Source organism: Paraburkholderia largidicola, from assembly GCF_013426895.1.
GTDB classification, from domain to species: domain Bacteria; phylum Pseudomonadota; class Gammaproteobacteria; order Burkholderiales; family Burkholderiaceae; genus Paraburkholderia; species Paraburkholderia largidicola.
In genome coordinates, this window is record NZ_AP023175.1 from 2,246,650 (window position 1) to 2,259,515 (window position 12,866).

Below are 12,866 nucleotides of genomic sequence, written 5' to 3' on the forward strand. Positions count from 1 at the left end.
CAGAGAACGTCATGAACCTCTCCAAGTTTTTTATCGAACGCCCGATATTTGCGGCTGTCCTGTCAGCGGTGATCCTGCTGGCGGGTCTGATCTCCATGGTCAATCTGCCGATCTCCGAATATCCGGGTGTGGTCCCTCCGTCCGTCGTGGTGACGGCGCAATACCCCGGCGCCAACCCGAAGGTGATTGCCGAAACAGTGGCTTCGCCGCTCGAAGAACAGATCAACGGTGTCGAGAACATGCTGTACATGCAGTCGCAGGCAAATAGCGACGGCACGCTCACCCTGACGATCACGTTCAAGCTCGGCACGAATCCCGACCTCGCGCAGCAGCAGGTGGAGACGCGTGTGAACCAGGCGCTGCCGCGCTTGCCCGAGGACGTGCAGCGCCTCGGCGTCACGACGATCAAGTCGTCGCCGACGCTCACGATGGTCGTTCACCTCGTCTCGCCGAGCGAGAAGTACAACAGTACTTATCTGCGCAACTATGCGCTGATCAATGTTCGCGACCGGCTCGAGCGTATTCCTGGCGTTGGTCAGGTCACGCTGTGGGGTTCCGGCGACTATTCGATGCGCGTGTGGCTCGACCCGCAGAAGGTGGCCGAGCACAACATGACCGCCAACGACGTGGTGACGGCGATCCGCGACCAGAACCTTCAGGTGGCGGCCGGCCAGGTGGGTGCGTCTCCGTCGACGTCCGATGCGCCGCTGCAACTCAACGTCAATGCGCAAGGCAGACTCGAGACGGAAGACGAGTTCCGCGACATCGTCCTGAAGACATCGCCCGATGGCGCGGTGACGCGACTCAAGGACGTGGCGCGCGTCGAAATGGGAGCGTCCGAATACGCGCGCCGTTCGCTGCTGAACAACAAGTCGGCGGTGGCGATGGCGATCTTCGAGTTGCCGGGCGCAAATTCGCTGGACATTTCGGAACACGTTCGCGAGGCGATGAAGGCACTCCAGGCCGACATGCCGGAAGGCGTGAAGTACGACATCGTTTATGACCCGACGCAGTTCGTGCGTTCGAGTATTCACGCAGTGATTCACACCTTGCTGGAAGCCATCGCACTGGTCGTGCTGGTGGTCATCGTGTTCCTGCAAACGTGGCGTGCGTCGATCATCCCGCTGCTCGCCGTTCCCGTTTCGATTGTCGGCACGTTTTCCCTGTTGCTGGCATTTGGCTTCTCGATCAATGCGCTGTCGCTGTTCGGCATGGTGCTGGCAATCGGCATCGTGGTCGACGATGCGATCGTGGTGGTCGAAAACGTCGAACGCAATATCGCTACGGGCCTGACGCCGAAGGAGGCGACCCACCAGGCGATGCAGGAGGTGAGCGGGCCGATCATCGCCATTGCCCTGACGCTGATTGCCGTGTTCGTGCCGCTCGCCTTCATGAGCGGTTTGACGGGACAGTTCTACAAGCAGTTCGCGATGACCATTGCGATTTCGACGGTCATTTCCGCGTTCAACTCGTTGACGCTTTCGCCCGCACTTTCCGCGCTGTTGCTCAAAGGGCATCACGACCCGAAGGATTGGCTCACGCGTGCGATGGATCGGGTGTTCGGTCCGTTCTTCAACGCATTCAACAAGGTATTTCATCGCGGCTCCGAGTCGTATAGCCGCGGCGTATCGAAGGTCGTCAACCGCAAGGTCGTGATTCTCGCGATCTATGCCGTGTTGCTGGGGCTGACCGTGCTGATGAGCAAGGTCGTGCCGGGCGGATTCGTTCCCGTTCAGGACAAGCAGTACCTGGTCGCCATCGTGCAGTTGCCCAATGGCGCGTCGCTCGACCGCACGGAAGATGTCGTGCGCGAAGTCGGGGAGATAGCGCTGAAGACGCCTGGCGTCGAATCAGCCGTGCAATTCCCCGGTCTGTCGATCAACGGCTTCACCAACTCGTCGAGTTCGGCTGTCATCTTCTTTGGCGAAACGCCCTTTGAAGAGCGCAAGGGCAAGTCGATGAACGGACTGAGCATTGCTGCCGAACTGAACAAGCGGCTGTCCGGCATCAAGGGAGCGTTTGTCGCGGTATTTCCGCCGCCGCCCGTTCTCGGTCTGGGCACGTTGGGCGGCTTCAAGCTTCAGATCGAAGACCAGCAGGCCCAGGGCTATACCGCGCTCAACAACGCGACCCAGTCGTTCCTCAAGGAGGCAGCGAAGACGCCTGAGCTCGGCCCGGCATTCTCGACGTACCAGATCAATGTCCCGCAGGTGAATGTCGCCGTGGACCGCGTGAAGGCCAAGCAATTGGGCATCTCGGTGAACGACATTTTCACCACGATGCAGGTCTACCTCGGTTCTTTCTATGTGAATGACTTCAACCGCTTCGGCCGTGTGTACCAGGTGCGAGTGCAAGCGGATGCGCCGTTCCGCGCGCACATGGACGATATCGGATTGCTGAAGACGCGCAACGACAAGGGCGAGATGGTGCCGCTGTCCACGCTCGTGAAGGTCACGCCGACCTATGGTCCTGACTCGGTGGTGCGATACAACGGCTACACCGCGGCGGATATCAATGGCGGCCCTGCACCGGGTTATTCGTCGGGCCAGGCTCAGGCTGCCATCGAAAAGGTTGCCGCCAAAACCTTGCCGCGGGGCATGAAGTTCGAGTGGACCGATCTGACGTATCAGCAGATTCTTGCCGGTAATGCGGCGCTCTGGGTTTTCCCGATCAGCGTTCTGCTCGTCTACATGGTGCTGGCGGCAATGTATGAAAGCCTCACGTTGCCACTCGCCATTCTGATGATCGTCCCGATGAGCGTGCTTTCCGCGCTGCTCGGCGTCTGGTTGACTCACGGCGACAACAACATCTTCACGCAGATCGGCCTCATGGTGCTGGTCGGGTTGTCGGCGAAGAACGCGATTCTGATCGTCGAGTTCGCGCGGGAACTGGAAATGGAAGGGCGCTCGATCGTCCAGGCCGCGATCGAAGCGAGCCGGCTGCGTTTGCGTCCGATCCTGATGACGTCCTTCGCGTTCATCATGGGTGTGGTCCCGTTGGTTCTTTCGAGCGGCGCGGGTTCGGAGATGCGTCACGCGATCGGTATCGCCGTGTTCTTCGGGATGCTGGGCGTCACGCTGTTCGGCTTGCTGCTGACACCTGTCTTCTATGTCGTTCTGCGCAAGCTCGACAGGAAAGAACACATCGTGGACAAACACGGACATCACCCGCACGTTCGCGGTGTCGATGCTTCCGTCGAAGCGTGAGGATCATCATGTCGAACAATAGCGTGAAGGGTGCGCTCTGGGGCTCGTTGACGGTGTTGAGCGCGGCCCTTCTGATGGCGGGTTGCTCGCTGGCACCCGAGTACAAGGTGCCTGCTTCGGCGGCTTCTGCGGCGTTCAAGGAGACACCCGTCACGACGGCCGCGGCCGCAACGGAGGGGCAAGCGGGCGCGTGGAAAATCGCGCAGCCGTCCGACCGGATTCCGCGAGGGAAGTGGTGGGTGATTTTCGATGATTCCGCGCTCAACGATCTGGAAGAACAGGCGCTCGCCGCGAACCAGAACCTGGCTGCGGCGGCGGCGCGGCTCAAGGAAGCGCGTGCGCTCCAGCAGGCCACCCGCGCCGGACTGTTTCCGACGATCGACGCAGGCTTTGGACCGACCAGAGAAAAGGTCTCGCCCGCTTCGCAGTTGCAGCCGGACGGTGGCAATATTCCGGCACAGACCTTGTGGCGCGCTCAGGCGACTGCGAGTTACGAGGTGGACCTGTTTGGGCGGGTGTCCGACGCGGTGCGGGCGAGTCGCGCAGAGAGCGAACAGTCCGAAGCGCTGCTGCGTTCGGTCCAGCTTTCGTTGCAGGCGGATGTCGCTGCGAACTACTTCAAGGTTCGCGAGCTGGACGCGGAACTGCAGGTCTACGCGCAGAACGTGTCGCTTCGCGAGCAGGCGCTGAAACTCGTGCAGTCGAAGTTCGGTGCGGGTGACATCGCTGAACTCGATGTCGCCCGCGCCAAAGCCGAACTGGCAACGGCACGTTCCGATGCGATGACGGCACAGCGACAACGGGCGACGGCTGAACACAGTCTCGCGGTTCTGCTGGGCAAGGCGCCGTCCGAGTTCTCGATGGCATCGAACCCGTTGCGACCCGTGCAGATTCGCATTCCGCCCGGCTTGCCGTCCGCACTGCTCGAACGCCGCCCGGATATTGCAGCCGCCGAGCGGGCCATGGCGGCGGCAAATGCGCGAGTCGGCGTGGCGAAGGCGGCGTACTTTCCGGCGCTGTCGATAACGGGCGCCGCGGGATTCGAGTCCGCGACGCTGGCAGACCTCTTCAAATGGTCGAGCCGGGCGTTCATTCTCGGACCGTTGGCCGGCACCGCGCTGACCGTGCCGATCTTCGATGGAGGCCGTCGCGCGGGGAATCTCGCGAACGCACGGGCCGTGTTCGACGAGGACGTGGCGAACTATCGTCAGCAGGTGCTACAGGCCTTCCAGGAAGTCGAAGACAATCTGTCGGACTTGCGGATACTCGAACAGCAGATCGGCACGCAGGATGAGGCGGTGCAGGCGTCGACGCGGGCTGCGACGATCTCGCGCACGCAATACCGGGAAGGGTCCGTCAACTATCTCGATGTGATCGACGCCGAACGTACGGTGCTTCAGTCGCAAACGACGGCGGTGCAACTCACCGGTCTTCAGGCGGCTGCGACGGTCAATCTCGTTCGCGCGCTTGGTGGCGGATGGGGGGATGACGTTACCGTCGGTTCGGCTGATACGGGACGGGTGCAGTAATGTCCCTGAAGGCCTGTCTTTTGCTGAATCTGCGACGCTGAAGCGCGGGCGGTTTGCATGAAGAAAGCGGCGAGCGTACCTTTGGTGACGCTCGCCGCTTTCCGTTTTCTTACTTTGCGGCGCGTTTCGGTGACAGCAGCTCGAGTATCTGGCTCAGCGTGCCATCGAGAATCTGCTTGGAAAGTTTGGGGTCCGTCACGGCACGTGAAAGCGCAACCGCGCCGACACAGGCGCTCAGGATGAGCTGGGCTTCGGCGCGCTTGTCCGCGCCGTCTTCAGTCGGGATGGCTTTCGCGATCAATTCGGCCATACGCTTGACACGAACCGTATAGGCCGCGCGTGCGTCGTCCGTGCTGCGGCTCATATCGTTCACGAGCGTGGAAACGGGACAACTGTTCGACACCTCGTCACGATGCGAATCAGAGAGGTACATGCGCATCGCTTGCCGGGGTGAAGTGGCCATCGCCGCTTCCCAGGGTTCGACGTCGCGTAGGGCGTGCTCGAAAGCCTCCGCGATGAGTTCGTCACGGGAAGCGAAGTGGCGGTAAAAGCCACCTACAGTCAGGCCCGCATCTTTCATCAGATCAGCGATGCTGATGCCGTCCAAGCCTTGTTCGCGAAAGCGTTTGGCAGCGGCATCGACGATGCGTTGATGGGTAACGACCTTCTCAGCTTGCGAATGTCCCACGTCTTCGGCTCCATGAATCAAGAGAGCTATTATAATCCTGATCGGTTTTCGTGGGGGTTACCAGTGCGCCTCAGTCGTTGTCGTCCATCAGCAGCGCATGAAGTCGTCATCAATGCGACGCGGCGAAATCGTCGATCGTTGCAGCGGGAGATAGCGCGAACGAAGCCCGCATATCTCGCGCCTCATCGGCCGGCGAGCGGCCAAAAAAACGTTTGAATTCGCGACTGAACTGCGAAGGACTTTCGTAACCGACTCGCGCCGACGCAGAAGCAGCCGTCAAGCCGTCGCGAATCATCAGCAGGCGCGCCTGATGCAGACGTGTCGACTTGATGTATTGAATCGGAGAGGTCAGTGTGACGGTTCTGAAGTTGACATGGAACGCGGGAACGCTCATGCCTGCTTCTTCCGCGAGACTGCTCACATCGAGTGACTGCGCATAGTCGGTGTGAATTCGCCGCAGCGCTTTCGCCACTCTGCCGAAACGGCCCTGATGCGCGAGCGCGGCTCTCATCGCTGCGCCTCGTTCGCCGATCAATACCCGGTAGCAGATTTCCCGCACGATGGCCGGCCCCAGCACCTCGGCGTCCAGCGGCGAGCTGACGGCCTGGAGCAGGCGCAAGGTCGCTTCGGCCAGGTCTCCTTCGAGCGGCGTCGATACGATGCCTAGCGGTGCGCCTTGCTGATGGCGACCGGACCGATCGATCATCAGAATCAGGTCGGTCAGTTCGATCAGGTCGAGACGCAACGACACTGCCAGCATCGGCTCGGCCTCGCTCGCTTCCGTTTCCGTCGAGAACGGCAGGGGCACGGACAGGATCAGATAGTGCTGGGCGTCGTACACGTACACCTCTTCGCCCAGGAAGCCCAATTTGCGCCCCTGACACACGATCACGATGCTGGGTTCGTACAGCACGGGCGTACGACCCAGCGGCCGGTTGGAGCGCATGAACCGCACCCCCTCCAGCGCGGACTGGGTGTACCCCTCGTTCGGCGCCAGACGCTCGAGCAGGCGCACCATTTTTGCGGAAACAGCGTTACGGGCAGCCGTCACGAGGACTTCTCCTTCACCGGATCTGGTGAAGGAATTCTACTGGATACGATCAACGGGGCGCATCCACTTCAATAGGAATAGGCAATACCGCGATCGTCGCGTGTATTCGCGCGCAAGTGCCCGGCTCATAACATGGGTCATCGGCTGGACGGTGTAGCCGAAGCGACCCGGAGACCCCGCCGCGATTGCCCTGCACGCTTCATGCGCAGACTTCGCAGCCGCTCTCGCGGACAAACCTGCACAGATTGTCGGAACGGAGAACGCAACATGACGACGCAATCCAACCCATCCAGAGTCATCCTGATCACCGGGGCAAGCAGCGGTATCGGCGAAGCGGCCGTCCGGCTGCTTGCCGCTCAAGGGCACCATCTCGTGATCGGCGCGCGGCGCACGGAACGACTCGCGGCGCTGACCGAAGAACTCGAGGCAAGCGGCGCCTCGGTTCGCTATCAGGCGCTCGACGTCACTTCCGCCAGCAGCGTGAGCGCTTTCGCCCAGTTCGCACTGGACACCTTCGGCCGCATCGATGTGATCGTCAACAACGCCGGCGTCATGCCGTTGTCGCCTTTGAGCGCGATAAAAGTGGATGAATGGGATCGCATGATCGATGTGAACATCCGCGGTGTGCTGCACGGGATCGCTGCCGTGCTGCCGACCATGGAGCGCCAGGGGTTCGGCCAGATCATCAATATTTCGTCGATCGGCGGCCTGTCCGTCACACCGACGGCGGCCGTGTACTGCGCGACCAAGTTCGCCGTACGCGCCATCTCGGACGGCCTGCGGCAGGAGACCGACAAGGTGCGCGTGATCGTGATCTGCCCAGGCGTCGTGGAGTCGGAGTTGGCCGACTCGATCTCCGACGACACCGCGCGGGCCGCCATGCGCGACTTCCGCCGCATCGCGCTGACGTCGGACGCCATCGCGCGCTCGATCGCCTATGCGATCGAGCAGCCGGCCGATGTCGACGTCAGCGAAATCGTCGTGCGTCCGACGGCGAGCCCTTTCTAACCGTCATCATCTCCGAGGAGAATCATCATGACTTCACATGCATCCGCCGACCAGCCGTTCGCCGGCAAGGTCGCTATCGTCACCGGCGCAGCAAGCGGCATCGGCCTTGCCACCACCGAGTTGCTGCACGCGCAAGGCGCCAGTGTGATTGCTGTTGGACGCGGGGCCAACGTCGAAGCGTTGGCGCGTCCGGGGATCGTCCCGCTCATCGCGGACGTCGCGCATGAGGAAAGCGCGGCCCGCGCCGTATCTACTGCGATGGAACGCTTCGGCAAGCTGGACATCCTGGTCAACAACGCCGCGATCATCATCAACAAGCCGGTCATCGAGATGACGCTCGACGACTGGAATGGCATTCAGGCGGTCAATTCCACGGGTGCGTTCCTGTTCTCGCGCGAGGCAATGCGCGCGATGATGCCGGCGAAGACGGGTGCCATCGTCAACGTCGGGTCGTATGCGTGCTATCAGGCGTTTCCGCTTATCGCGGCCTATGCGGCGTCCAAAGGTGCGCTCGCCCAGTTGACGCGCGCCATGTCGCTCGAGGCGATCGATCATGGCATTCGTGTCAATGCGGTGGGATCGGGCGATGCCGTAACGAACATCACGAACCACATCCATGAGGATGGCCGGGCTTTCCTTGCCGAACACGGCAAGAATGCGCCCATCAAACGTGCGGCCGAACCGCGCGAAATCGCCGAAGTGATCGCCTTTCTGGCTTCTGAGAAAGCCAGTTATATGGTCGGCGCAGTGGTGATGGCGGATGGTGGTATGAGCGTGGCGCTCAAGTAAGGAATCGGTCGAATTTTTTTTAATCGTCGACCTCATTTAAATTCGCACTACGTATTTATCAAGGAAATTATCATGAGCAATTCCGCGAAAATCTGGTTCGTGACGGGCGCATCGAAAGGCGTCGGCCAACGACTCGTGCGGCAACTCATCGCACGTGGCGATCGCGTCGCCGCGACCTCGCGAACCGTGGCGTCGCTGACGGAAGCAATCGGTCCTGCCTCCGCGCAGCTTCTTCCGCTGCAAGTGGATCTGACCCATGACGAGAGCGTGGGCTCGGCCATCGCGCAAACCATCCAGACCTTCGGCAAGATCGATGTCATCGTCAATAACGCCGGATACGCCCAACAGGGAACCGTCGAAGCGCTTTCGGACGAGGAGCTTCGGCAAAACTTCGAAGTCAACCTGTTCGCGCCGCTGACTGTACTGCGACACGCGCTCCCGCATCTGCGCGGACAGCGTGGCGGGCATGTCGTCAACATCGCGTCGATCGTGGGTTATCAGGGCGGTTACGCCGGCTGGGGCAGCTATGTGGCGAGCAAGTTCGCGCTCGCCGGCCTGACCGAATCGCTCGCGGCCGAGGTGGCCGAGTTCGGCATCAAGGCGACGGTGGTGTACCCCGGGCCCGTGCGCACGGAGTTTTTGTCGAGCGGCGCGCTGGCAGTGGCCAAACGCCAGATCGATGAATACACGGAAGCCAAGGCGTCGCTCGATCTGCACCTGGGCACGCTGCACGGTCATCAGGCCGGTGATCCGGAAAAACTGGCCATGCTGATCATGCAGGCGGTGGAGGTTGCCGAACCACCGCTGCACCTGTTCGCCGGCAAGATCGCCAACGAACTGGCAGCGCAAAAGGCCGCCGCGGTCCAACGCGACCTTGATGCGTGGAAAGGTTCATCCGAAGCAACGGACTTTGAAGAGTAACGTCAAACCTGTTCGGCGCCCAGCGATGGGCGCCGCGCGTCTAACGTGATGGCGACGGACTTTCACATGACGATGCGACATGAGCCGGACCTGATCGGCCGGGTGCCTTCGACAACGACAGTGCCTACGCCTTGGCTCGCTTTCTGGCTGCGCGCGTAGCCGCAGGCTTCTGAGCCAGTTCGCATTGCTGTATCACGCTCTGCAGATGATCCGGGCCCACCGTGATGGCGCTCAGCAGCGTCATCACCACGAAGTCGATCAGCTTCGGTATCGCCACTTTGGTGTCCGCGCGCGGCGCGCGGTTCGACAGGATCAGCGTGGCGAGACCATGCTCCATACTCCACGCGGCATGGGTCACGAGTTTGAGATCGGACTGAGCCCAACCACTTTCGATCGCCAGCGCCTCGATCGTCGCGGAAAACAACCCGAAAGACCGGTTACTTTCCTCGGTGAGTTCTGGATACGCTTGATGCGCCGCGATGCGAGGCCCGATCATCAGACTGAACAGCCCGTTGTGGCGCTGTGCGAACTCGATGTACACCCGCATCATCCGGTACGCTTTGGCAAGCGGGGTATCTTCGCTGTCACGGATAGCAACGCGCAGCGCAGCGAGGTCGCGATAACCGCTGGCCGCGATCGTGGCCAGCAGTTCGTCGATGCCCGCAAAATGCCGCGAGGGCGCGGCTTCTGATACGCCCACCATGCGCGCGAGATAACGGAGGCTCAAGTCTTGCGCCGATACCTCCATGAGCGCGTTGCGTCCCGCTTCAATGAGCGCATTGCGCAGATTGCCGTGGTGGTAATCCGCATTCTTCGCGATAGATGACTTGGGACTCACGTGACCTTTGTTGGAGGAGCAAGGCGAGGGATTGATTATAGATTCCGCGCGGAGAGGCACGCAATATCGCGAATCACGTTGTGCTTTGAACCGGCATATCGGCCGCGCGCGACCGCTTCCTGGCAATGCGTTGCACGCCGAACAGAAGAACGACGACGCCAAGAGCCTGGACACAGGCAATCATGATGAACCCACTCGCGTAAGTTCCCGTTGCGTCGCGGACATATCCGATCAGAAAAGGCGTAACGAATCCGGCGACGTTAGCGATAGAACTGATTAACGGCACGGCAACCACCAGCGACTTGCCGCTGAGCAGGCCGACAGACATCTGCCAGAAGAGCGTGATACCGGCCCCCGTTCCCGCGTAGCCGAGAACTAGCAGGAAGAAAGTCGCGATGGTACTGCTGTGCCAGACGAAGACGAGCATCGAGAGGCTTGCTGCAGTGAAGACCGATGCGAGCGCACAGAAGAGCCGACGGCGATTCGGAGCGCCCCCGATGCTGCAGATGAGCACATTGCCGAATGCGCCCAGAATGCAGGCACCGGCAACCGCCCAGCCAATCTCTTTGTACCCGCCGAATCCCGCTTCGCGAAGTATCGTCGGGGAGAAGAAGAACAGTGCGGCTGTCGCGGCAAGGAGGCTGAAGTAGGCCGCGCTCAGGATCCAGACAGCCGGGTTGCGTAACGGGGAACGCCCGTCTGTGCCGACGTCGTCCGTCGCTTCGGCATTTTTCCTGAGATCGTCATCGACGAGCTTACGTTGTCGCGCCGAAAGCCACTTTGCGCTGCCGGGCAGATCCGGAAGTATCGAGAACGCGACGCACGCCAGCACGACCGTTGGAATTGCCTGAGCGAAGAACATCCATCGCCAGCCCTGAAAGCCGGCCAGTCCATTCATGTGCTCGAGCACGAATCCACCTGTCAATCCGATCGCGACCGTCGAGAATAGCGAACCTGAATGGAACATGCTGAAATTGCGAGTGCGCCTTTTGCCCGGAAACCACGCATTGAAGTACAACACGACACCCGGGTAGAAACCGGCCTCGAATACACCGAGCAGGAACCTCAACACATAGAACGTCGGCACGCTATTGACGAACGTCATCGCGACACTCGTCACGCCCCACGCGCAGGCGATACCTGCAAGTACGGCGCGTGCACCGAACTTCTTTTGCAGTATCGTGGTCGGCACGCCGAACAGCACATAGCCGACGAAGAAGAGACCAGCGCCCAATCCATATACCGTTTCGCTGAATCGCAGATCCGCGACCATCTGCAACTTCGCGAAGGCAACGTTCGAACGACCGACCCACGCCAGCATCCATAGGCCAAACAGTATCGGCAGTATCCTCCATTGCGCCGAAGCGTAGGCCTTCCGCAGGAGGGTGTCGTCATCTGACGATGATTCGTCCACACAGGCTTGCTTCACCACTTCCATTCGCTCCTCCGACTTGTCGTGTTGATACCGGAACTACAAGGCGGACTGCAGTGATCAGGTTGCCGGTCACTTCCGCGACACACGCTCTGAAGCAGATCGTCCCGAACCACGCGCGTCCGCATCGGTTGCGTTTAGTCGGACCGTGCTTCCGCAAGCACAGCCGCGTCTATTTCGTTCGCGCACGGTGGCGGCCCGCCGACCAGAATGCCGGTGCCGACGGCATTGCGGATTTCGACATCCGCCAGGCCCATTTCGCGGAACACCTGTTCGTTGTGTTCGCCCCGAAATGCCGGCGCGCTGCGCATGCCGAGTTCGTCATCGGAAAAGCGCCACGGATAGCCGTGAATGAGATACGAGCCGCCCCGGCGATCCGGCACTGCGTGCACCGCTCCCCATTGCTTCGCCCAATCGGTCTCGGCCAGTTCTTTCAGCGTACGGATCTGGCCTATTGCGATCTTGGCTTCGTCGAGTTGCGCATCGAGCGTCTTGAGATCGCGGAATGACAGCATCCACGTCTGGATCACTGCGTGCAGTGCCTTGTAGTTCTGCAGGCGGCGCTCAGCAGTGCTGAAGCGCGGATCGTGTACAAGGTCCATGCGGCGCATCGCGCGCAAGTAATTCGGAAACGTGTTGCTGCCGATGATGCTTTGCGCCGCCACGAACTCCTCGCCACCGGGGCCAACGAAATGCGGGCCATCGGAGGCGCCGAGGATGCCCGGCTCGGCGCCCGTATCGACGCCTGCGAGATCGAGGTGAGCGCGTTCGTTGATCGACAGCATCACGGCCGCCATCGCGACGTCGATGTATTGGCCGCGTCCCGTTACTTCACGCTTGCGCACCGCCGCGAGCACGGCGATGGTTGCCTGCAGGCCCGCGTAGACGTCCGCGTGTGACAGAGGGTCGGTCCACTTGCGGCCGTCGTCCACGCCGTCGAAATGGCGCAGTGTGTTGTGCGTGAAGCCCGCTTCGGCCTGCACGGTCGGCGCGTAGGCCATGCGCGACGCCCAGGGGCCGCGCTGGCCGTAGCCGGTGATCGACACATAGACTACTTTTGGATTGCGCTTCGCGAGCGTGTCGTAGTCTAGTCCGAAGCCCTTGAGCGTGCCGGCCCGAAAATTTTCGACGATGATGTCCGCCTCGTCGCACAGCCGTAGCACGAACTCGCGTGCGTGCGGCGCGTTCAGGTCGATGCTGACATTGCGCTTGCCGCTATTCTGCTGCGCGTAATAGCCCGACATGCCGTCGCGATTCGGGAACGCGGCGCGCGACACGTCGGGCCGCGGCGGTTCGATCTTGATCACATCGGCACCGAGATCGGCCAGCGTCCGGGCGCACAGCGGGCCGGCCAGCACCCGCGAAAAGTCGACGACCTTGAGTCCTTCGAGTGGTCCGGCCATG

The 12,866-nt window shown here is 61.3% G+C and carries 10 protein-coding genes; 5 read left to right on the top strand and 5 right to left on the bottom strand.

The features are described 5' to 3' along the window. The first annotated feature begins 11 nt into the window (after positions 1 to 11). Both PPGU16_RS26700 and PPGU16_RS26705 read left to right on the top strand, forming a co-directional pair. Complete coding sequence (locus PPGU16_RS26700; protein ID WP_180723385.1) at positions 12 to 3,206, top strand: efflux RND transporter permease subunit; 3,195 nt, start codon at positions 12 to 14, stop codon at positions 3,204 to 3,206. An 8-nt stretch (positions 3,207 to 3,214) separates the two neighbouring features. Next, a complete protein-coding gene (locus PPGU16_RS26705; protein WP_180723386.1) occupies positions 3,215 to 4,735 on the top strand; it encodes an efflux transporter outer membrane subunit in 1,521 nt (506 codons plus the stop codon). A gap of 109 nt (positions 4,736 to 4,844) precedes the next feature. On the opposite strand, the gene PPGU16_RS26710 is transcribed toward PPGU16_RS26705, so the two are convergent. Together PPGU16_RS26710 and PPGU16_RS26715 are read right to left on the bottom strand one after the other, a co-directional pair. Then, positions 4,845 to 5,342, bottom strand: coding sequence for a TetR/AcrR family transcriptional regulator (locus PPGU16_RS26710; RefSeq protein WP_243460617.1), 498 nt, complete (start codon positions 5,340 to 5,342; stop codon positions 4,845 to 4,847). 190 nt (positions 5,343 to 5,532) lie between these two features. After that, a complete protein-coding gene (locus PPGU16_RS26715) occupies positions 5,533 to 6,441 on the bottom strand; it encodes an AraC family transcriptional regulator (RefSeq protein WP_180725220.1) in 909 nt (302 codons plus the stop codon). Between the two features lie 300 nt (positions 6,442 to 6,741). Between PPGU16_RS26715 and PPGU16_RS26720 the strand changes: the two genes are divergently transcribed. From PPGU16_RS26720 to PPGU16_RS26730, 3 genes are all read left to right on the top strand, one after another. Next, entirely contained in the window at positions 6,742 to 7,482 is a 741-nt protein-coding gene (locus tag PPGU16_RS26720) for an SDR family oxidoreductase (RefSeq protein WP_180723388.1), read from the top strand. 27 nt (positions 7,483 to 7,509) lie between these two features. After that, the gene (locus PPGU16_RS26725; protein ID WP_180723389.1) at positions 7,510 to 8,271 is read left to right on the top strand and encodes an SDR family NAD(P)-dependent oxidoreductase; all 762 of its coding nucleotides are present in this window, start codon (positions 7,510 to 7,512) and stop codon (positions 8,269 to 8,271) included. A 72-nt stretch (positions 8,272 to 8,343) separates the two neighbouring features. Next, positions 8,344 to 9,192: an SDR family oxidoreductase gene (locus PPGU16_RS26730; protein ID WP_180723390.1), complete on the top strand. Its 849-nt coding sequence runs from the start codon at positions 8,344 to 8,346 to the stop codon at positions 9,190 to 9,192. 124 nt (positions 9,193 to 9,316) lie between these two features. Here the strand turns inward: PPGU16_RS26730 and PPGU16_RS26735 are convergent, their stop codons facing one another. The 3 genes from PPGU16_RS26735 to PPGU16_RS26745 form a co-directional block, all read right to left on the bottom strand. Next, complete coding sequence (locus tag PPGU16_RS26735) at positions 9,317 to 10,090, bottom strand: TetR/AcrR family transcriptional regulator (protein ID WP_180723391.1); 774 nt, start codon at positions 10,088 to 10,090, stop codon at positions 9,317 to 9,319. A gap of 13 nt (positions 10,091 to 10,103) precedes the next feature. Beyond that, positions 10,104 to 11,351, bottom strand: a complete 1,248-nt coding sequence (locus tag PPGU16_RS26740; protein WP_243460666.1) for an MFS transporter — start codon at positions 11,349 to 11,351, stop codon at positions 10,104 to 10,106. Positions 11,352 to 11,599: 248 nt separating this feature from the next. Then, positions 11,600 to 12,865: a CaiB/BaiF CoA transferase family protein gene (locus tag PPGU16_RS26745; RefSeq protein WP_180723393.1), complete on the bottom strand. Its 1,266-nt coding sequence runs from the start codon at positions 12,863 to 12,865 to the stop codon at positions 11,600 to 11,602. Position 12,866: the final 1 nt, after the last annotated feature.